This window comes from Clavibacter michiganensis subsp. insidiosus (genome assembly GCF_002240565.1).
GTDB lineage: Bacteria > Actinomycetota > Actinomycetes > Actinomycetales > Microbacteriaceae > Clavibacter > Clavibacter insidiosus.
This window is the reverse complement of sequence record NZ_MZMO01000001.1, coordinates 927,725-948,013: the sequence shown is the minus strand read 5'-3', so window position 1 is coordinate 948,013 and position 20,289 is coordinate 927,725. Positions and strand designations below refer to the sequence as shown.

Annotated in this window: 16 protein-coding genes; all 16 read right to left on the bottom strand. The window is 74.0% G+C overall.

Going from position 1 to position 20,289, the window contains the following annotated elements; all coding sequences use genetic code 11:
- Positions 1-4: 4 nt before the first annotated feature.
- On the bottom strand, positions 5-922 hold the full coding sequence (locus B5P21_RS04845; protein ID WP_045529342.1) for a dihydrodipicolinate synthase family protein: 918 nt from the start codon (positions 920-922) through the stop codon (positions 5-7).
- Complete coding sequence (locus B5P21_RS04840) at positions 919-2,526, bottom strand: NAD(P)/FAD-dependent oxidoreductase (RefSeq protein ID WP_094170842.1); 1,608 nt, start codon at positions 2,524-2,526, stop codon at positions 919-921. The genes B5P21_RS04845 and B5P21_RS04840 overlap by 4 nt, the downstream gene beginning before the upstream one ends.
- Positions 2,523-2,861, bottom strand: coding sequence for a (2Fe-2S)-binding protein (locus B5P21_RS04835; protein WP_045529346.1), 339 nt, complete (start codon positions 2,859-2,861; stop codon positions 2,523-2,525). Before B5P21_RS04835 ends, B5P21_RS04840 begins: the two co-directional genes overlap by 4 nt.
- A complete protein-coding gene (locus tag B5P21_RS04830; RefSeq protein WP_045529347.1) occupies positions 2,858-4,057 on the bottom strand; it encodes an NAD(P)/FAD-dependent oxidoreductase in 1,200 nt (399 codons plus the stop codon). The genes B5P21_RS04835 and B5P21_RS04830 overlap by 4 nt, the downstream gene beginning before the upstream one ends.
- A 113-nt stretch (positions 4,058-4,170) precedes the next feature.
- Positions 4,171-4,884 carry a GntR family transcriptional regulator gene (locus tag B5P21_RS04825; RefSeq protein ID WP_045529349.1) on the bottom strand — a complete coding sequence of 238 codons (714 nt, stop codon included), beginning with the start codon at positions 4,882-4,884 and terminating at the stop codon, positions 4,171-4,173.
- A gap of 19 nt (positions 4,885-4,903) precedes the next feature.
- Entirely contained in the window at positions 4,904-6,364 is a 1,461-nt protein-coding gene (locus tag B5P21_RS04820; protein WP_045529351.1) for an aminopeptidase P family protein, read from the bottom strand.
- Positions 6,361-7,668: an alpha/beta fold hydrolase gene (locus B5P21_RS04815; protein ID WP_045529352.1), complete on the bottom strand. Its 1,308-nt coding sequence runs from the start codon at positions 7,666-7,668 to the stop codon at positions 6,361-6,363. The genes B5P21_RS04820 and B5P21_RS04815 overlap by 4 nt, the downstream gene beginning before the upstream one ends.
- Entirely contained in the window at positions 7,665-8,603 is a 939-nt protein-coding gene (locus tag B5P21_RS04810) for an ATP-binding cassette domain-containing protein (RefSeq protein ID WP_045529354.1), read from the bottom strand. The genes B5P21_RS04815 and B5P21_RS04810 overlap by 4 nt, the downstream gene beginning before the upstream one ends.
- Positions 8,600-9,466 carry an ABC transporter ATP-binding protein gene (locus tag B5P21_RS04805; RefSeq protein ID WP_052663233.1) on the bottom strand — a complete coding sequence of 289 codons (867 nt, stop codon included), beginning with the start codon at positions 9,464-9,466 and terminating at the stop codon, positions 8,600-8,602. Before B5P21_RS04805 ends, B5P21_RS04810 begins: the two co-directional genes overlap by 4 nt.
- Positions 9,463-10,455 (bottom strand): ABC transporter permease, encoded by a 993-nt coding sequence (locus tag B5P21_RS04800; protein ID WP_045529356.1) that lies wholly within the window; start codon positions 10,453-10,455, stop codon positions 9,463-9,465. Before B5P21_RS04800 ends, B5P21_RS04805 begins: the two co-directional genes overlap by 4 nt.
- Positions 10,452-11,414, bottom strand: a complete 963-nt coding sequence (locus tag B5P21_RS04795; protein ID WP_045529358.1) for an ABC transporter permease — start codon at positions 11,412-11,414, stop codon at positions 10,452-10,454. Before B5P21_RS04795 ends, B5P21_RS04800 begins: the two co-directional genes overlap by 4 nt.
- A gap of 3 nt (positions 11,415-11,417) precedes the next feature.
- Positions 11,418-13,097, bottom strand: coding sequence for an ABC transporter substrate-binding protein (locus B5P21_RS04790; protein ID WP_045529360.1), 1,680 nt, complete (start codon positions 13,095-13,097; stop codon positions 11,418-11,420).
- Positions 13,098-13,242: 145 nt separating this feature from the next.
- The gene (locus tag B5P21_RS04785; RefSeq protein WP_094170841.1) at positions 13,243-15,252 is read right to left on the bottom strand and encodes a glycoside hydrolase family 127 protein; all 2,010 of its coding nucleotides are present in this window, start codon (positions 15,250-15,252) and stop codon (positions 13,243-13,245) included.
- 416 nt (positions 15,253-15,668) lie between these two features.
- Positions 15,669-17,552, bottom strand: coding sequence for a DNA helicase RecQ (gene recQ / locus B5P21_RS04780; protein WP_045529363.1), 1,884 nt, complete (start codon positions 17,550-17,552; stop codon positions 15,669-15,671).
- 112 nt (positions 17,553-17,664) lie between these two features.
- Positions 17,665-18,066, bottom strand: a complete 402-nt coding sequence (gene trxA, locus B5P21_RS04775; protein WP_012037481.1) for a thioredoxin — start codon at positions 18,064-18,066, stop codon at positions 17,665-17,667.
- Positions 18,067-18,151: 85 nt separating this feature from the next.
- Complete coding sequence (locus B5P21_RS04770; RefSeq protein WP_094170840.1) at positions 18,152-20,287, bottom strand: ExeM/NucH family extracellular endonuclease; 2,136 nt, start codon at positions 20,285-20,287, stop codon at positions 18,152-18,154.
- Positions 20,288-20,289 lie beyond the last annotated feature (2 nt).

The following is a 20,289-nucleotide window of genomic DNA, read 5'->3' as shown; positions in this document are numbered from 1 at the left end:
TCGATCATCGTCCCGCGAGGTGGTCGAGCGCGCGGCGCGTGTCGCGCGTGACCTCGGCGGCGACGGCGGCGGGCAGCGGCGCACGCGGCGGACGCGTGGGGCCGCCCGTGCTCTCGCCGGCCACGTCGATCGAGAGCTTGATGGCCTGGACGAACTCGGTGCGCGAGTCCCAGCGGAAGACGGGGACGAGGTGGCGGTACAGCTCCTTCGCCTCGTCGATGCGGCCGCTCGTCGCGAGCCCGTAGAGCTCGACGGCCTCGCGCGGGAACGCGTTCGGGTAGCCCGCGAACCAGCCGACGGCGCCCATGATGAGCGACTCGAGCAGCAGGTCGTCGGCGCCCGCGATGACGTCGAGGCCCGTGAGGTCCTGGATCTCCGTCACGCGCCGGATGTCGCCCGAGAATTCCTTGATCGCCACGACGTTCTCGAGCGCGTCGAGGCGCTGGAGGAGCTGCGGCGTGAGGTCGACCTTGGTGTCGAACGGGTTGTTGTAGGCCATGATCGGCAGGCCCACCTCGTCGACGCGCGCGTAGTGCTCGACGACCTCGTCGTCGCTCGCCCGGTAGATGGTGGGCGGGAGCAGCAGCACGCCGTCGGCGCCGTCCTCGGCCGCGATCTCGGCCCACTTCCTCGCCTGGTGCCAGCCGACGCCGTGCACGCCCGCGACGACGATCCCGCGGTCGCCGACGGTCTCGACGGCGACCTGCACGACCTTGCGGCGCTCCTCGTCGGTGAGCGAGGAGTACTCGCCGAGCGATCCGTTCGGGCCGACGCCGCGGCAGCCGTTCGACATGAGCCAGTCGCAGTGCCGGGCGTACGCGTCGTAGTCGACGGCGAGGCCGGCGGGGGCCGACGCGTCCTCGCGGAACGGCAGCGTGGTGGCGACGACGACGCCTCCGAGGTCCAGGGCGGGTGCGGTCATGGCGTGTCCTTCCGGTCGGTGGTGCTCAGGGATGCGGGGGTGGTCGGGGGCGCGTGCTCGCGCGGGTCGTCGGCGCCGGGCGCGGCCGCCGCGAGGGACGGGGGTCCGGCGTCCAGGCGCTCGTAGGCGGCGGCGAGCTCGCCGAGGCGCACGGGCGAGGCGATGGGGCGGCGGTCGGATCCGGGGCCGGGCGCGGCCGGAGCGACCGCGGCGGCGGATCCCCCGCACGCCGGCGCCTCCGCCGCGAGCAGCTGCTCGACGGTCCGCCCGCAGACGCGGCCCTGGCAGATGCCGAGGCCGGCGCGCGTCGCGAGCTTCATGGAGCGGAGGTCGGTGGACGACGCGGCGCGGGCGGTCGCGCGCAGACGCCCGACGGGCACCTCCTCGCAGCGGCAGGCCAGCGTGTCGTCGCGGAGCCAGCCGGTCCAGCCGGGGCGGATCCCGTGCGCGGCCTCGATGCGGCCGGCCACGTCGTGCGCGACGGCCCGGCGGCGGACGGCGGGCGCGACGACGGCGTCGGACGGGGATCCGCCGGCGGCGCAGTGCCCGGCGACCTCGCCCTCCGCGAGGGCCTGGTCCACTCCCCCGATGCCGGTGATCTCGCCCGCCGCGTACACGCCCGCGGGCCCGGCGCCCTGCGACGCGTCGACCTCGACGAAGCGGTCGGATCCGATGCGGCAGCCCGCGGCGATGGGCAGCTCGAGCCGGGGCGTGAACCCGTGGCCGACGCACACGGCGTCCACGGCGATCCGCCGCTCGGTGCCGGGGATCGGCGCCCACGACGCGTCGAGGCGCTGCACGGTGACGGCCTCGACGCGGTCGGTGCCGTGCGCGGCGACGACGGCGCTGCCGGTCGCGTAGCCGATGCGCTCGCGCGCCAGCACGGAGACGTAGCCGGCGAGCTCGGCGGCCTTGTGCGGCGCGCGGGCGAGGCCCGCCGGACGCCGCAGCCAGCCGCGGGCGAGCCCCGGCACGCGCGCGGCCTCGTGGATCCCGACCACGCGCGCCCCCGCCTGCACGAGCGACACCGCGACGGGCAGGAGGAACGGGCCGGCGCCCGCGACGACCACGCGGTCGCCGATCGCGACCCGCTCGCCCTTCGCGAGGGCCTGCGCGGCGCCCGCGGTGAAGACGCCCGGCAGGTCCCAGCCGGGGAAGGGCAGCGTGCGGTCGTGCGCGCCGGTCGCGAGCACGAGCGCGTCCGGCCGGAGCGTCAGGGGCTCGCGGCGGGATCCGTCGACCTGGCCGACGAGCACGTGGACGACCGCGACCGGCTGCCCGGGCGCGGGCGCGGGCGCCGCATCGGCGTCCGGCGCCGGCCGCTCGATGGCCCACACCTGCGCGCCCGTGACGATCGCGCAGCCATCGTCGGCCGCGAGCCGGGAGCGGAGCGCGGTGAACGCGTCCCAGCCGTGGTGCAGGATCCGCTCGCGCGCCGCCGGCCGCGACTCCGGCAGGTGCCGCCAGTACTGGCCGCCGAGCTCGTCGGACGCGTCGAGCAGCGTGACCCGCGCCCCGCGGCCACGGGCGGCGACCGCGGCCGCGAGTCCCGCGGGTCCCGCGCCGATGACGACGACGTGCCGCCGGTCGTCCGCGCCGCTCACGACGCCTCCCCCGCGCGCGCGTCGGGCACGGTCGCGCCCGGCCCGGTCTCGACCACGTCGCCGTCGATCACGCGGCGCTGGCAGGCGCGCACGTCCGGCAGCCCGTTGACGGTGACGGTGCAGTCGAAGCACACGCCGATCCCGCAGAAGACGCCGCGCGGCCGCCCCGCGCTCGCGGTCGTGCGCCAGGCGAGGGTGCCGGAGGCGAGCAGCGCGCCCGCGATGGTCTGGCCGCGCACGCCCTCGACGGGATCCCCGTCCACGGTGAAGCGCACGGCCGCGGCCGGCTCCGGGCGGATGGGGTCGCGCGCCGGATCCACGCGCCGCGGCGTCATGCGCGCACCCCGGCGACGTCGGTCGGCATCGCGAGCCCGAGCGAGGCGCGCGCGACGGAGAAGGGCCGCACGTCGAGCGGGGTCGCCTCGCCCGTCATCTGCGCGGTGATCAGGTCGGCCGTCGCGATCGACAGCCCGATGCCGGCGCCCTCGTGCCCGCTCGCGTGCCAGAGGCCCGGCAGCCGCGGATCCGGCCCGACGACGGGCAGGTGGTCGGGCAGGTACGGGCGGAAGCCGCCGTAGGAGCGCATCGCGTTCGCGTCCACGAGGAAAGGGAAGAGCCGCACGGCCTTCGCGGCGAGCTCCTCCAGCACGGCGACGCGCAGCGACGCGTCGAAGCCCACGCGCTCGCGGCTGGATCCGATGAGCACGGTCCCCGACGGCGTCGACTCCACGACGCCCGAGGTCTGCAGCGCGCCGTCGCCCGATCCGACCGCGCCCACGTAGTCGCCGTCGTAGACCTTGTGCCGGATGCGGTGCGGCATGCGCGTCGTGACGAGCACGACCCCGCGCCGCGGCAGCACGGGCAGCTCGACTCCGAGGGCGCGCGCCACCTCGCCCGACCAGGGGCCGGCGGCGACCAGCACGTCGTCGGCGGCGATGTCGCCCACGGTCGTGCGCACGCCGCGGAGGGCGCCGTCCGCGTCGAGGATCGGGCCGGTCACCTCGACGCCCGTGCGCACGACCGCGCCCGCGCGCCGGGCCGACGCGGCGAGCGCCTCGGTCGCGATCGCGGGCTGGACCTGCGCGTCCTCGGGGTAGTGCACGGCCGCGGTGATCGCGGGGTTCAGCCACGGCTCCAGCTCGAGCGCGCGGCGCACGTCCACGGGGATCGCGTCGACGCCCGCGGAGCGCTGGCCGGCCGCGAAGGCGAGGAGCGGATCCGCGCCCTCGTCGGTGGTCGTGACGACGAGCCCGCCCTTGGGCTCGTACTCGATGGACGGGAGCGCGTCGCCCAGCTCGTCCGCGAGCTCGGCGGCGACCTCGGGCCAGCGGCGGGCGGCCAGCTGCGCGAGCTCGAGCTCCGCGCCCGGTCCCTTGTCGGAGACGAGGATGTTGCCCTCGCCCTGCGCGCTCGTGCCCGACGCGACGGCGGCGCGCTCGACGACCGTGACGCGGATCCCGGCCCGGGCGAGCGCGCGGGCGCACGCCGCGCCGACGATCCCCCCGCCGACGACGACCACGTGACGCGTCATGGTGTCCCTGCTCTCACGGGTGGATGCGCCTCGGGGAGGCGGGATGGCGGTCAGCGGTGACAGTAATATGTCACACATCGTGCGAGAGGAAAAGCCCGGCCCTCGCGGACGGATCAGGCGACGGGTTCCGCGTGCTCGGGATCCGCGACGCCCGTGCCCTCGTCCTCGCCGCGCCCGGCCCACCACCCCGACGCGTGCCGGATGTGGCGCACCATCAGCGCGTACGCCCCGGGGCCGTCGCCGGCGACCAACGCCCGCAGCAGCTCGTGGTGCTCGGCCGCCGAGGCGTCGAGGAGGCTGCTCTCCTTCATGGACGCGAGGCCGACGAGGCGCGTGCGCGAGCGGAGGTCGGCGATGGCGGCCGTGAGAACGGGGTTGCCGAGCATGCGCGTGAGGGAGAGGTGCAGCTCCTGGTCGGCCTCGAGGTACGCGCGGAGGTCCCCCTCGCGCGCGCCCTGCTCGATGCGGTCGGCGAGCGCCTCGAGGCCCGGGAGCGCGCCGTCGGGCAGCCTGCCCGCGAGCCGCTCCATGGCCGGCGCCTCGAGCAGCTGGCGCACCTGCACCAGGTGCCCCAGCTCCTCGTCGCTCACCGCGGTCACGCGGAAGCCCTTGTTGCGGACCGTCTCCACGAAGCCGCGCTTCTCGAGCTCGAGCACCGCCTCGCGGACGGGCGTGGCCGAGACGTCGAAGCGCACGGCGAGCGTGGGCACCGTGATGAGCGTTCCCGGCTCCAGCTCGCCGGAGACGATCGCCGCGGACAGGGCCTGGTGCACGTGCTCGCGCAGGCTCGCGCGGGGCGGTGCGGGACGCAGTGCGGAGAGGCTCACGCGGATCCTCCTCCTCGGGTCAGGACGGGGATCGCTGCGCCCGCATCCAGGACTCCAGGCCCCGGGCGTCGATCGGCAGCGCGTCCGAGATGACATCGGACCCCGTCTGCGTCACCACGATATCGTCTTCGATCCGCACGCCGATGCCGCGGAGCTCGGGCGGCACCATCCCGTCGTCCGGCGGGAAGTACAGGCCGGGCTCGACCGTCAGCACCATGCCCGCCTCGACCGCGCGGTCGTAGCCGGCGAGGCCGGCGCCCGAGCAGTCGTGCACGTCGAGCCCGAGGTGGTGCCCGATCCCGCAGACGAGCCAGCGCCGGTGGTGCTGCCCGGCGGGCGAGAGCGCCTCGTCGACGGAGACCGGCAGGAGCCCCATGTCGTGCAGGCCCTGGGCGATGACCTCCATGGACGCGTGGTGGAAGTCGACGAGCGGCCGACCGGGCGCGACGGCCTCGAGGCCCGCGCGGTGGCTGCGCTCCACGATGTCGTGCACGAGCCGCTGCTCGGGCGTGAACGTGCCGTCGACGGGGATCGTGCGGGTGACGTCGGCCGTGTAGAGGCTGCGCGCCTCCACGCCCATGTCGAGCAGCACGAGCTCGCCGTCGCGGATCGGCCCGTCGCACCGCACCCAGTGCAGCGTCGTCGCGTGCCCGCCGCCGCCCACGATGGTGGCGTAGCCCGGGCCGGTGCCGACCGTGCGCGCGTGCCGGTCGAACGTGCCCTGCAGCCAGCGCTCGCCGCCCTGGGCCCGAGCCCGCGGGATCTCCCGCACGACCTCCGCGAAGCCCTCGACGGTGTCGTCGACCGCGCGGCGCAGCTCCTCGATCTCCCACGCGTCCTTGATCACGCGCAGCTCGCCGAGCGTCGCCACGACCGCGGGGTCGCGCGGCACGTCGGCGAGCGCCGACGGCACGCCGGTGACGGCCCCCGCGCGGCGCACGTCGCGGACGCCGGAGAGGTCGGGCGCCACGCGGCTTGGGTCGCGCACGGGGATCCCGAGCACGCGCTGCCAGTCGGCGTGCGCGGGCGCGGGGCCGACCCAGAGCTCGCCGTGGTCGGCGTCGGAGAAGAAGCGCGGATCCCCGGGGTGGGCGGGCGCGGGCACGTGCAGCACGGCGTCGTGGCCGCCCGGCACCGCGTGCATCACGAGCACGGCGCCCTCGATCTGCACGCCGGTCAGCCACACGAAGTCGCTGTCGGCGCGGAACGCGTAGCGGCAGTCGTCGTTGCGCGTGGGCGCGGAGCCGCTCACGACGACGAGGGTGGCTCCGGGCATCGCGGCGCTCAGGCGGGCGCGGTGCGCGGCCGCCGCCTCGACCGCGCCGGGCACGGTGGTCGGCGTGCGGTCGGGCGTGATCCAGCCGCGCGCCATGAGGTCGCGGAACGCGGGCACCTCCGCGAGGCGCGGCGGGCGGCGCTCCTCGGGGGTGACGGACGCGGGGGTCGTGCGGGGCGTCGTGTCGTGGCTCGTGTCGGTCATCGGGGCAGGCCTCCTCCATCGCGGGCGATCGTGTCCATCAGCCGTCCGAGCACGCCGGGCGCTCCGAGGCCGTCGTGCTCGTGCTCGTTCGTGATCCACGCGCGGACGTTGCCCACGCGCGCGACCGTGTCCTGCTGCAGGCCCGCGTCCACGTACATGTCGTCGTGGTAGATCGCGGCGGCCACGGGCACCTCGTTGGCGGCGAGGCGGGCCGGGTCGTAGAGCTCCGGCCAGTCGTCCCGGCGGGCCATGACCTCGACCGCGCCGCGGAACGGGCGCAGCAGCCGGATCTCCTCGAACATCCAGGGGTACATCATCTCGCCGGTGAGCAGCAGCGGCCGGGCGGTCGGCGCGAACGCCGGGTGCCGGCCGCGCTCCCGCTCGGCGGCCCACGCGGTCGCGGGCCTCGTGCCCGACGCGTAGATGCTCTCCTGCATCGCCGCGAACAGCGGGTTCGCGGCGTAGGAGGTGAGGCGCAGCGCCTCGGCGAGCAGCACGTCGGTGGGCTCGCCGCGGTCGTCGAGCGCCTCGTCGAGGAGGGCGTGGATCCGCTCGCGCCCCGGCCCCATGCCGAGGTCGATGCCGATGGTCTGCAGGCGCCGGACGGTGAGCACGTCGCCGTCGGGCAGCGTCACGTCGCCGACCTGGAGCCGGTCCGCGAGGCGGGACAGGATCCCCACGTCGGCCGGGTAGCGCGCGTGGAAGCCGGCGTTCTTCCGGACCGTGCGCGGGTAGGTCCGGCGGTAGACCTCCTCGGCGTCGGGGTCGAGCGAGGCGAGCCCGCCCGTCACGTAGCAGGCCGACAGCGCCTCGGGCGCGCGCGACAGGTACGTGAGCGTGAGGAAGCCGCCGTAGCTCTGGCCGAGCGTCGACCAGCGGCGCCCGCCCTCGAGGTGCTGCCGGAGCGCCTCGGCGTCCTGCACGATCGAGTCGGCGCGGAACAGCGCGAGGTGCCGGGCGGCGGATGCGTGGTCGTCACCGAACCGGATCATGGTGCGCGCCGTGACGGGCGTGCTCCGACCGGTGCCGCGCTGGTCGAGGAGCACGACGCGGTGGGTGCGGAGGGCGTGGCCGATCCAGCCGCCGTCGTCCAGCACGCGCGGCGACCTCCCGCCCGGGCCGCCCTGGAGGTAGAGGAGCGCGGGCAGGTCGTCGCCGCGGCGGTCGGGCGCGACGAGCTCGCGGGCGAAGACCGTGATGGCGGCGGTGGGCTCGCCGTCGCGGGCTGCGGCCCAGTCGAGCGGGACCTCGATCTCGTGCTCGGTGACGTGGACGCCGGGGATCGTCGCGGATCCGACGATCACGCGGCCGACCCGCCCGCCGTCTCGATGGCCGTGGTGTCGAGCCCGGCCGCGGCGCGCGCGGCCTGCCGCTTGCGATCCCACTCGGGGTCGATGCGCGGCACGGCGTCGAGCAGCGACCGCGTGTACGGGTGCTGCGGCCGCTCGAACACGTCGTCGCGCGTGCCCTCCTCCACGACCCTGCCCGAGCTCATCACGGCGACCCGGTCGGAGAGCTGCCGCACGACGGCGAGGTCGTGCGCGATGAACACGTAGCTGAGCCCGCGCTCGCGCTGGAGGTCGCGGAGCAGCGCGATCACGCGCGCCTGCACCGTCACGTCGAGCGCGGACACCGCCTCGTCGCACACGATGAGGCCCGGGCTCACGGCGAGCGCCCGCGCGATCCCGATGCGCTGGCACTGCCCGCCCGAGAACTGCGCCGGGTAGCGCTGCGCGTGGTCGGGGTTCAGGCCCACCCGGTCGAGCAGGTCGCGGACGAGCTGGCCGTGCCCGCCCGGCGTCGTGATGCCCTGGTACCGCAGGGGCGCGCTGATGATCTGCTCCACCGTGTGCCGCGGGTTGAGCGACGACGCCGGATCCTGGAACACCACCTGCACCTGCCGCCGGAACTCGCGGAGGGCCGCGCCCGTCGCGTGCGTCACGTCCTCGCCCTTCAGCGCGAACGTGCCGGAGGTCGGGTCGAGCAGGTGCGCGATGATGCGCGCGGTCGTCGACTTGCCGGATCCGGACTCCCCCACGATCGAGAGGGTCTGCCCGGTCGGCACGTCGAGGCTCACGCCGTCGACCGCGAGGAAGCGGCGCACAGGCGGTCGGAGCCCGCGACCGCCGCGCGTCACGTACTCCTTCGTGAGGTCGCGCGCGGAGAGGAACGGCTCGGGCGTCGCCGCGGCGGGCGCGGTCGAGGCGGATGCGGGCGCGGAGGCGTCGCGGCGGCTCATGAGGCGGATCCCGTCGTCAGGCGGTCGTAGGCGGCGTCGATGCGGGGGACCGCCTCGAGCAGGGCGTGCGTGTACGGATCCTCCGGCGCGGTGAACACGCGCTCGGTGGTGCCGCTCTCGACGCGGTGCCCGCCCTGCATGACGAGCACCTCGTCGGCGAGGGAGGACACGACGGCGAGGTCGTGGGTGATGACGAGCATCCCCATCCCCGTCTCCGCGCGGATGGAGCGCATGAGGTCGAGGATCTGCGCCTGCACCGTCACGTCGAGCGCGGTGGTCGGCTCGTCGGCGATGAGCAGCTCGGGCTCGAGGCACAGCGCCATCGCGATCATGATGCGCTGGCGCATGCCGCCCGAGAACTGGTGCGGGTAGTGGTCGACGCGCGTCGCGGCCTCCTTGATCCCGACCCGGTCGAGCGCCGCGACCACGGTCGACCGCACGGCCCTCCGGGATCCGGGGCGATGCGACCGGTAGGCCTCCTCGATCTGCAGCCCCACCGTGTAGTAGGGGTTGAGCGAGGAGAGCGGATCCTGGAAGACCATCGCCATGCGGTCGCCGCGCATGGCCCGCAGCTCCTTGTCGCTCCGGCCGACGAGCTCCTCGCCCGCCAGCTTGATGGATCCGGTGACCTTCCCGCCGCGCGGCACGAGGCCCATCACGGCGAGCGAGGTCATCGACTTGCCGGAGCCCGACTCCCCCACGATGCCGAGGGTGCTGTCCGGCTCCACGCGGAAGGAGAGGTCCTTCACCACCTCCACCGGCCCCCGGGAGGTGGGGAACGCGATGGTGAGGTGGTCGACCTCGAGCAGCGGCGTCCCGGGGACGGCGCGGGCGGGCGGCAGGTGCGGTGCGGTGGCGGTCACGAGGTGATCCTCACTCGGGGGTCGAGCACGGTGTACAGCACGTCGACGACCACGTTCCCGACGACCACGAAGGCCGCGGCGAGGAGCGTGACGCCCATGATGACGGGCTGGTCGTTCTTGGCGATGGAGTCGGCCGCGAGCTTGCCGACGCCGTTGAGGCCGAAGATCTTCTCGGCGATCACAGCCCCTCCGAGCAGCCCGGCGAAGTCCATGCCGAACAGCGTCACGACGGGCGTGAGCGACGGCCGGAGGGCGTGGCGGCGGATCACGAGCGACGACGACAGGCCCTTGGCCCGCGCGGTCCGCAGGTAGTCCTCCTGCAGGGTGTCGATCACGTTGGCCCGGACGATGCGCGCGTAGATCGCCGCGTAGCCGAGGGCGAGCACCATCCACGGCATGAGGTACGAGTCGAACCACATGACGGGGTCGTCGGAGAACGCGACGGACTCCGGGAACGGCAGCACCTGCAGCTGCACGACGAGCACGTACTGCAGGAGCAGCGCCGCGAAGGTGATCGGCACGCTGATCCCGGTGAGCGCCGCCGCCATCGCGGTCCGGTCCCACACGCTGCCCTGCCGGATGGCGCTGACGAGGCCGCCGGCGACGCCGAACACGACCCAGAGGACCGCCGCGCCGACCGCGATGGTGATGCTCACGGGGAGGCGGGACAGCATCAGGTCGAGCACGGACTGCTGCGTCTGGAAGCTGAAGCCCAGGCAGGGCGCGGAGCACTGGATCGCGGTCGGGCCGTCCCCGTAGGTGCGGCCCGTGAAGATGCCCGTCACGAAGTCGCCATACTGCGCCCAGAACGGCCGGTCGAGGCCGAGGAGCTGGCGGATGGAGTCGATCTTGTCCGGCGTGCAGGTCTTGCCGCAGATGGTGACGGCGGGGTCCGGCTGGAGCAGGAAGAAGATCATGTACGTGAACAGGCTGATGAGCGCGAGCACGATCAGCGCGGATCCGGCGCGGCGGAGGAGATAGCCGATCATGCCGCCTCCCCCTGCTCGAGCGCGGTGCGGAGGTGGTCGCCGAAGACCGTGAACGCCAGCACCGTGAGGAAGAGGAACGAGCCGGGGACGACGAAGTACGCGGGGTCGACCGTGTACCAGTTCACCGAGTCGGCGATCATCTGACCCCACGACGGCGTCGGCGGCAGCACGCCCACCCCGAGGAAGGACAGGCTCGCCTCGGTGCCGATGTAGGTCGGCACCGCGAGCGTGGCCAGCACGATGACGGTTCCGCGCAGGTTCGGCAGCACCTCCCGGAAGATCACGCCCATGGAGGAGGCGCCGGACGCCCGGGCCGCCTCCACGAAGTCGCGCGTGCGGATCGTCATGGTCTGGCCGCGCACGATGCGCGCCGTGTACGGCCAGCCGAAGACGCTGAGCGTGAGGACGAGCAGCGCCGGCCGGTTGCCCGCGGGCAGCGCCGAGAGGATGGCGATCATGAAGATCAGCGCCGGGAAGGCCATGAGGAAGTCCATGACCCGGGACACGACCTGGTCGACGATCCCGCCGAAGTAGCCGGCGACCATGCCCGCGACCACGCCGATCGCCGTGGTGACGACCGTGGCGGAGACCGCGATGAGCAGGGACACCCGGGCGCCGTACGCGATGCGGGCGAAGATGTCGCGCCCGTTCTGCGGCTCCACGCCGAACCAGTGCGAGGCGCTGACGCCGCCGAACGGGCCGATGGGGAGGCCGCCGAGGGTGGGGTCCACGGCCGTCGCGTCGAAGGCCGTGGGACCCCAGCCGGTGATCCCGGACAGGAGCGGCGCGAACACCGCGAGGATCACCACGAGCACCACGAACGCGGTGCTGGCGATGACGGACGGCTTCGACCGGAGGGCCGCGACCACGCGCTTGGCCGGCGTGACGGCGGGCGGCCGTCCCGTCGGGTACGGGGAGGCGGAGTCGGGCGCCGAGGCGCCCTGCAGGGTGGCGGTCACCGCCTACTTCCCCGTGTGGAGGCCGATGGTGGCGAAGTCCGGGCCTCCGTCGTAGATGGGGCTCGAGTACGCGTTGCGCACGTTCTGCCCCAGCACGAGCACGGCCTGGCCGTAGAGGAGCGGCACCACGGGTGCCAGCTGCTGCACCTGCTCGTCCAGGTCGCCCCAGGCGGTGTCCGCGGCCTGGAGGTCGGTCATGGCCGAGACCTCGTCGATCTTCGCGTTGATGGCGGGGTCGTTGATCTGCGACAGGTTGCTGTTGCCCTTCTCGGGGATCTGGCGTCCGTCGAAGAGGATCGGCAGCACCGTGCTGGCGGAGTTCCAGTCCGGGCACCAGCCGGCCTCGGCCGCGTCGTGCTGCTGCGACGGCGTGCCGATGGTCTCGTTGTAGGTCGCCGTGTCGAGGAGGTTGATCACCACGGTGATGCCGACGCGGGCGAGGGACTGCTGGAGCGCCTCCGCGGCCTTCTGCGACGTCGGCACGCTGGCCACGTCGAGGGTGATCGAGAAGCCGTCCTGCAGGCCCGCCTCGGCGAGGAGCGCCTTCGCCTTGTCGACGTCACCCGAGCTGTCGGTGCTGGGGTAGAGGTCGAAGTCCTTGTGACCGGGGACGCTGCGGGTGAGGATCGTCGACGCGGGCTCCGCGATCATGGGGCCGCCCGCCACGTCGGCGAGCGACTTCTTGTCCACGGCGTAGGCGATGGCCTGGCGCACGCGCACGTCGCCGAGGTGCGGCTTCGTCGTGTTGAGCGCGAGATACGTGGTGCAGCCGCTGTCGCCCGAGACGGTGCGCGCCTTGATCTGCGGCGTCTGGATGCGGGACACCGACGCCGCGGTGATCCCGTAGGCGATCGCGTTCGCGTCGTCGCCCTGGCCGGCGATCATGCGCTCGTCGATGGTGGCCTGGTCGAGCCCCATCGTGAAGTCCCACTCGTCGGGCTTCGCGGTCCGGACCGCGTCGGTGGACGCGTCCCACTCGGGGTTGCGCACGAGCGTGAGCGACTGGCCGGGCGTCCGGGCGCTCACCTTGTACGGGCCGGAGGAGATGGGCTGCTGATCCATGTTCGTGACGGTGACCCGGTCCTTGTCCACGGGGAACGGCACGAACGTGCTCTGCGCGGTGACGCTCGCGAACTCGGGCACGGAGCGGTTGAGGTGGAAGACGATGGTCTTCTCGTCGGGCGTCTCGATGGAGGACAGGTCGCCTGAGACGTAGGGGCCCTGGTAGCTGTCGCCGCCCTGGAGGTACATGCGGGCGTACGGCGAGCCGATCGCGAGCGCCTTGTCGAACGAGCGCTCCACGCCGAACTTCATCGACTGGCTCGTGATCGGGGAGCCGTCCTCGAACTTCAGGCCGTCCTTGAGCGTGAACGTCCAGACGGTGTCGTCGTCGTTGGGGGTGCCGGTGTCTGTGGCGAGGTCGGGCGCGATCGTGGCGCCGTCCTTGCCCGTGGTCGTGGTGAGCGTGCGGTAGATGAGCCGGTAGACGTCCGCGAGGTCGGTCTCGTAGCCCATCGCGGGATCCAGGTGCGGGAAGTCCGACACCTGCAGGACGTGCATGGTGCCGCCCGTGTCGGCGGGGCCGGTGATGTCGGCGGCGGCCTTGCCGCTTGCGCCGGCGCAGGACGTGAGGGCGAGGCTGGCGGCGAGGGCCAGCCCGACTGCGGTGATTCGTCTGTTCATCGGACTCTCGTTTCGTGGATGGCGGCCGAGGCGCACCGGGTGGGGAGTGACGGACGGGGTCGTACGAGGAGGGGAAGGGGGCGGGGAGGTACGCGGGTCCGCCCCGGGTCGGGGGGATCCGGGTGCGTCAGCGCAGGAGGGCGGGTCAGCCGGTGTCGGCGGCGCGGATCCAGACCCGCATGGCGCCGGGCGCGCGGTTGCCCCAGAGGGCGTACGGCACGAGCACGGCGTCGACGGGCTCGGCCGACGCGGCGGGGGCGGTGGTGCCGGGGACGACCTCGGGGTAGAGCTCGTCCGCCGCGGGGAGCGCACGGCGGAGGCGCACGGCGACCGCGACGCCCGGTCCGGTCTCCGCGTTCGCGTCCGACGCGGGGCCCCACGGGTCGGCGACGGGGAGCGGCGCGGGTCGCGCCGCCGCCAGGTCGCGCGGGTCGAGGAGCAGGTCGTCGACGGGTGCGCCGGCGTCCTCCTGCTCGACCGCGTACACGACCGGTCCGCGCGCCACCGCGAGGGTCCCCCGGGTGGCGTCGAGGTGCGGGTGGGATCCGAGGGCGCGCACGGGCATGTCCAGCTCGACCACGAGCGCGTCGCCGGCGGCCCAGGCGCGCGTGGCGCGGATCCACCGGTCGTCGGCCTCCGCGTCGACCTGGACCTCGGACCCGTCGGCGCCCAGCACGACCGCGGTCGCCGAGCGGCACCAGCCCGGGCGGCGGAGCACGATGCCGGTCGCCGCGCCGGATGCGCGCAGCACCTCGACGCGCACGGCGCCGTCCCATGGGTACGCGGTCGTCACGCGGACGTCGACGGCGTCGGTGCGGATCACGCACGCCGCCGGGTGCGCGATCACGAGGTCGTCCCCGTCCTCGACCGCGACGTGGTCCTGCAGCTCGCTCATCCAGCGCACGATGTTCGGCGGGCAGCACGGGCAGGTGAACCACGGGCGTCGCATCAGCTCGCCCTCGGTCTCGGCGCCCGACTGCGCGTGGTGGTCCGGGCGGCGCTGGAGCGGGTTGTCGTAGAAGAAGCCCGTGCCGTCGGCGGAGAGGCCCACCGCGTAGGCGTTGAGCAGGACGGTCTCGAACGTGTCGAGGAAGCGCGGCTCGCCGGTGGCGAGGAAGAGGCGCCACGCCCACTGCATGACGGCGATCGCCGCGCAGGTCTCGCTGTAGGAGCGCTCGCTCGGCAGCTCGTATGCGTCGCCGATGGCCTCGTCCGAGTGGCGGCTGCCGAGCCCGCCCGTCACGTAGAGGCGGGTGCGCACCGCGTCGTCGAACAGGCGGACGGATGCGGCGAGCAGCTCGGCGTCGCCCGTCTCCGTCGCCACGTCCGTCGCGCCCGCGGCGAGGTACGCCATGCGGACGGCGTGACCCGTGACGGCCGGCATCTCGCGGAAGGGGTGCGCGTCCTGGAAGTACTCGGCGGGGAAGATCCGCGTCGCCACCGTGCCGCGCCCGCGCCGGTCGACGAACGCGGCGGCGAGGTCGAGGTACGCGCGCTCCCCCGTCTCGCGGTGCAGCTCGACGAGCGCCATCTCGACCTCGGGGTGGCCGCAGACCTCCACGCGTCCGCCGGGGCCGAACTCCCGCACCGCGGCGTCGGCGAAGCGGCGGGCCACGGCGAGGAGCTGGCCGTCGCCGCCCTGACGGGAGTCGGCGACGGCGGCCTGGATCAGGTGCCCGAGGTTGTAGAGCTCGTGGCCCCAGGCGAGGTCGGACCAGGGCTCGCGGTCGGATCCGGGCCGCTGCACGTACGAGCCGATGTAGCCGTCGTCCGCCTGCACGCGCTCGAGCACGTCCGTGGCCTCGTCGAGGAAGGCGCGCATCTCCGGGCTCGCGGCGCCGCGGCCGACCTCGTAGGCGATGCCCTCGAGGGTCTTGTAGACGTCGGTGTCGAGGAACGGATAGCGCGGCACGGGCCTTTCGCCGGGCCCGTCGACGGCCGCGCGGAGGTCGTCGAGGTTGCCGGCGGAGGTCATGGACGCGATGGCGTGGGGGATGGTGCGAGCCCGGTTGCGCTCCTGCCACGCCCCGAGCAGGCCGCCCTCGAAGGTGACGGCGTCGGCGCCCAGCGGTCGTCGCGATCCGGTGGTGGGGAGGACGGCAGCGCGGCCGGGCCCTGTGCGGATAGCGTTCGCATCCGCTCCTGTCACTGCCATGGCGCTCCCTCGTCCGGCCTCGGGCAGCCGGTGGTAGGTGACATATTACAAATACGCCATACGGTGTTGGCAATGCCGATGAAGCGTCTGCGACCTCCCGTTACACGCTGTTTACATGCGGCGCCCTCGAGGCCCCTCGCGTGAGGGCGCGCGCGTTACCACGCCTCACCCGCTCCCCACAGCCCGCGTGGAGCCCGCGGCCGGACCAGTACGATCGTGGGCAACGGCGACAGCTCTTCGGGTGAGCTGTCCCGCCAGCGCCGGGCCGGTCTTCGGGTAAAAGTCGGCCGTGTGCGCGGCTCGGTCCCGCAGCCCTCGAGGCTCGGGACCGGGTCCCTCTCCCCCGCCGGCGCCCCGGTCGGCACGCGCCCTCGTCGGCACGCGCCGGCTCGACGGGCGCCCTGGTCGGCGGCGCCCTACTCGGCGGCGGATCCGGCGGCGACGACCGCGAGCAGCCCCGCGCCGTAGGTGTCGAGCTTCTTCTGGCCGACGCCGGTGATCCCGGCGAGCTGGCCGAGGTCCTCCGGGCGCACGGTCGCGACCTCGCGCAGAGTGACGTCGGCGAACACGACGTACGCGGGGACGCCCTGCTCCTTGGCCTGCTCCGAGCGCCAGGCGCGGAGCGCCTCGAAGAGCCCCTGCGCCTCCTCGGGGAGGTCGACCACCTGGCCGCCCTTCGCGCGCGTGGTGCGGGTGCCGCGGCCGCGCACGATGCGCTCGGGCTCCTGCCGCATGGGCACCTGGCGGGATCCGCTGAGCACGTCGCCGCTGCCCGCGGTGATGACGAGCGTGCCGTAGACGTCGTCGCTCACGCCGAGGAGGCCCTGCGCGAGGAGCTGGCGGACGACGCCGCGCCACTGCACGTCGGTGAGCTCGCCGCCGATGCCGAAGGTGGCGAGCTGGTCGTGCCCCTGCTGGCGGACGCGGTCGGTCTCGTTGCCGAGCAGGATGTCGATGAGGTGCGCCGCCCCGAAGCGCTGGTTCCGCTCGCGCTGCAGCCGCACGATCGTGGACAGCAGCTTCTGCGACGGCACCGTGGCGTCCCACGTCTCGACGGGCTCGAGGCACGTGTCGCAGTTGCCGCACGGTCCCGTCTCCTCCCCGAAGTAGCGCAGGAGCTGCACGCGTCGGCAGCCGACCGTCTCGCACAGCGCGAGCATCGCGTCGAGGTGCTGGGAGAGCCGGCGGCGGTGCTGCGCATCGCCCTCGGACTGGTCGATCATGCGGCGCTGCTGCACCACGTCCTGCAGGCCGTAGGCCAGCCAGGCGGTGGAAGGGAGGCCGTCGCGGCCCGCGCGCCCGGTCTCCTGGTAGTAGCCCTCGATGGACTTCGGCAGGTCGATGTGGGCGACGAAGCGCACGTCGGGCTTGTCGATGCCCATGCCGAACGCGATGGTGGCGCACATCACGATGCCGTCCTCGCGGAGGAAGCGCGCCTGGTTGCGCTGGCGGACGGCCGCGTCGAGGCCCGCGTGGTACGGCAGCGCGGTGATGCCCTGCTTGTTCAGCGCCTCGGCCGTCTGCTCGACGGTCTTGCGGCTCAGGCAGTAGACGATGCCGGCGTCGCCCGCGTGCTCGTTGCGGATGAGGTCGACCAGCTGCTTGCGCGGCTCGGCCTTGGGGACGATGCGGTAGCGGATGTTCGGGCGGTCGAACGAGGAGACGAAGTGGCGCGCGTCCTGGAGGCCCAGGCGCGCGGTGATGTCGGCGTGCGTGGCCTCGTTGGCCGTGGCGGTGAGCGCGATGCGCGGGACCTCCGGCCAGCGCTCCTGCAGCATCGACAGCGCGAGGTAGTCCTTGCGGAAGTCGTGGCCCCACTGGGAGACGCAGTGCGCCTCGTCGATGGCGAAGAGGGCGATGCGGGCCTCGTCGAGGAGGCGGCCCATCCGGTCGAGGATGAGGCGCTCGGGCGCGAGGTAGAGCAGGTCGAGGTCGCCGTCGAGGAGCGCGCGCTCGACCTCGCGGCTCGTCTCGAGGTCCTGCGTGGAGTTGAGGAACGCGGCCCGGACGCCGACGGCGCGGAGGGCGTCGACCTGGTCCTGCATCAGGGCGATGAGCGGGGAGATGACGACGCCGGTGCCCTCGCGGACGAGGCTCGGGATCTGGTAGCAGAGCGACTTGCCGCCGCCCGTGGGCATGAGCACGAGCGCGTCGCCGCCGCCGATGACGTGCTCGACGATCTCCTGCTGGTCGCCGCGGAAGGCGTCGTACCCGAACACCGTGCCGAGGCGCTCGAGGGCGGGTGCCAGGGCGGTGCCGGACGCGACGGATCCGGCGGGGGCGGGAGGGGTGGAGGTCATCGGGGCAATCGTATCCGGGGGCCGGTCGGCGGGCGGCGGGGAGGAGGACCGTGGGGACGCGTACGGCCCCTCCTTGATGGGGAGGGGCCGCACGGCGCGGATCAGGCGCGGGTCAGATCGCGGTGGGGTCGGCGCTCGCGCCGGGCGTGGCCTGCGCGGCCTCGGCGGCGGCCTGCTCCTTGAGGGCGGCCACGTCGACGGCGCGCACCTCCTCGATGAGCGACTCCAGCGCCGGGGCGGGCAGCGCGCCGGCCTGGCTGAAGATCAGCGTCTGGTCCTTGAAGATCATGAGCGTCGGGATGGCGGAGATGTTCGCCTGCTGCGCCAGGAACTGCTGCGCCTCGGTGTCGACCTTGCCGTGGACGATGTCGGCGTGCTTCTCGCTCGACTTGTCGAAGACGGGCGCGAACTGCTTGCAGGGGCCGCACCAGTCGGCCCAGAAGTCGACGACGACGATGCCGTTGGAGTCGACGATGCTCTCGAAGTTCTCGGCGGTCAGCTCGGTGGTGGCCATGGTGCGTCCTCTTCTCGTGCTCGGTTCGTGCGGTCTCGGGGTGCAACCGGGCGCGCGGCCCGTGCATTCCGCGTGCGGCGGGCGGCTACCAGACGAGGACGATCGACGGCCAGACGGTGCTCGACGCCGTCGCCCCGGAGTCGCCCGCGTAGCTCGCGGTGATGAGGTGGATCCCGCGGGAGAGCCGCGGCAGCGTGACGGTCGCGCGGCCGGCGTCGTCCGCCGTGACGTCGACGGAGGTGATCGCGCGACCCCGGTCGAGGACCTGCACGCGGCCGGTGACGGGAGCGCCGCCCGCCTGCAGCCGCACGGAGTACTCCACGCCCTGCCCGCTGCGGACGAGCAGGCGGTCGGCGTACCCGACGAGGGTCGACGCGTCGCGGATCGTGTCGAGGCCCACCTTGACGGGGTCGTGGTCGCTGGAGCGGAAGGCGCTGGATCCGTCGGTCGCGGCCCCGCCGTACTCGCGCGCCGCCCACTCGGGCGCGTTGATGTCCCACACCCCGACGCCCGTGACACGCGCGGCTCCGGCGCGGGTCGCGAGCACGTGGTCGAGGGATCCGACCTCGCCGTCGAAGGAGTAGGTGCGCTCGCCGGGCGCCTTCGCGGCCACGAGGTCGACGAAGCCGGCGTCGCGGAGGGCCTGGATCGGGTCCTCCTCGGAGTAGGCGTTGAAGTCGCCGAGCAGGTAGAGGAGGTCGGATCCGCTCGACGCCTGCAGCTCCGACGCGAAGCGCGCGACGGCCTTCGCCTGCGCGACCCGGTCGGCGTTGAAGAAGCCCTGGCCGTCGGCCGGCTGCGTGCCGGATCCCGACTTCGACTTGAGGTGGTTCGCGACCACCGTGAACGTCCGGTCGCCGCCGCGGAACGACTGCGCGATGGGCTCGCGGGCGTTGCCCCACACCGTCTCGTCGCTCTGCGTGGCCGCCGCCCCGACCGGCGTGACGGCGTCGGTGCGGTAGATGATCGCGTTCTGGATCTCGTCGGTCGGGGTCGACGCGAGCGCGGCGGGCGTGCGCACGTAGTCCCAGACCCGCTTCCCGGCGGCGTCGTTGAGGCCGCGCACGAGGTCGGCCGTGGCGGTGTCCGCGGGCTCGCCGAAGCGGGTCGAGTTCTCGATCTCCATGAGCGTCACGACCTGCGCGTCGAGGCCGGTGATGGCGGTGACGATCTTGGCGCGCTGCTTCCGGAACTCGTCCGCGGTGGCGGCGCCGCGCTCCCCGAGCGTCGTGAAGTAGTTGAGGACGTTGAACCCGGCGATGCGGACGTCGCCGCCGACCTCGGGCGAGGACGCGGGGCGCGGGTTCCCGCTCGTGAAGGTCGGCACGCGGCCAGCGGCGTCGAGCGACGTGACGGGCGTCGTGGGCTGGAGGCGCCAGTCGTCGAAGCCGTAGGCGAGCACGTAGGGCGTGGTCGGGAAGACGGGGACGTCGCCGTTGCGCACCACGCGGTCGGCCGAGTAGTACGGCTGCGTCGCGCCCGCGGGGTAGGCGGCGTTGGTGAGCTGGATGTCGTAGCCGTCGTCGAGGAGGAGCCGGCGCGCGCGGTTGTCGGCGGCGATCCGGTCGGCCTCGGCGCCCGGGCGCACGACGTCGGTGGCCTTCACGGGCAGGTCGGCGCCGGCGCTCAGCCAGAGCGTGCCGTACGTGTCGAGCTGGTGCGCGGATCCGACGCGATAGTCGCCCGTGGGCGTGACGAGCATGCTCTCGAGCGACTCGCGGTCGGCGCCGCGGAGGGTGTCGGGCAGCGGGGTGGCGTCGGGCACGCCGACGCCCGCCTCGACGAGGTCGGTCGCGGTCGCGGCGAGCTGGGTCTGGCCCTGGCGCTCCGACGCGGTGCCGGTGACGCGGACGAGGTCGCCGATCGCCACGGACGGGTCGGCGCTCGCGAGGTAGACGAAGATCCCGTCGGAGGCGCCCGGCGTCGCGTCGGTGGCGCCGCCCGAGCCCCGGGTCTGGATCACGATCCCCGCGTAGCCGCTCGCCCCGCGGTAGTCGGCGGTGACGACGCCCTCGACCGTGACGACGCGGCCGGCGAACGGCGTCGCGCTGCCGGTGCCCTGCACGTCGGCGATCGCGACGGTCGCGGCCTCGGCGGGCGACGCGACGAGCGCGGAGAGGCCGAGGGCCAGGGCGGTCCCGACGGCGAGCGGGCGGGCGACGCGGCGAAGCGATCCCGGTGCGCGCCCCCGGGATGCGGATGCGGTGTCGGTCTCGGTCATGG

Excerpts from the sequence above, each read along its gene's own strand:
- B5P21_RS04845 (WP_045529342.1), bottom strand. The coding sequence starts at position 922 with ATGACCGCACCCGCCCTGGACCTCGGAGGCGTCGTCGTCGCCACCACG.
- B5P21_RS04835 (WP_045529346.1), bottom strand. The coding sequence starts at position 2,861 with ATGACGCCGCGGCGCGTGGATCCGGCGCGCGACCCCATCCGCCCGGAG.
- B5P21_RS04830 (WP_045529347.1), bottom strand. The coding sequence starts at position 4,057 with ATGACGCGTCACGTGGTCGTCGTCGGCGGGGGGATCGTCGGCGCGGCG.
- B5P21_RS04820 (WP_045529351.1), bottom strand. The coding sequence starts at position 6,364 with ATGACCGACACGAGCCACGACACGACGCCCCGCACGACCCCCGCGTCC.
- B5P21_RS04810 (WP_045529354.1), bottom strand. The coding sequence starts at position 8,603 with ATGAGCCGCCGCGACGCCTCCGCGCCCGCATCCGCCTCGACCGCGCCC.
- B5P21_RS04800 (WP_045529356.1), bottom strand. The coding sequence starts at position 10,455 with ATGATCGGCTATCTCCTCCGCCGCGCCGGATCCGCGCTGATCGTGCTC.
- B5P21_RS04790 (WP_045529360.1), bottom strand. The coding sequence starts at position 13,097 with ATGAACAGACGAATCACCGCAGTCGGGCTGGCCCTCGCCGCCAGCCTC.
- B5P21_RS04785 (WP_094170841.1), bottom strand. The coding sequence starts at position 15,252 with ATGGCAGTGACAGGAGCGGATGCGAACGCTATCCGCACAGGGCCCGGC.
- recQ (WP_045529363.1), bottom strand. The coding sequence starts at position 17,552 with ATGACCTCCACCCCTCCCGCCCCCGCCGGATCCGTCGCGTCCGGCACC.
- trxA (WP_012037481.1), bottom strand. The coding sequence starts at position 18,066 with ATGGCCACCACCGAGCTGACCGCCGAGAACTTCGAGAGCATCGTCGAC.
- B5P21_RS04770 (WP_094170840.1), bottom strand. The coding sequence starts at position 20,287 with ATGACCGAGACCGACACCGCATCCGCATCCCGGGGGCGCGCACCGGGA.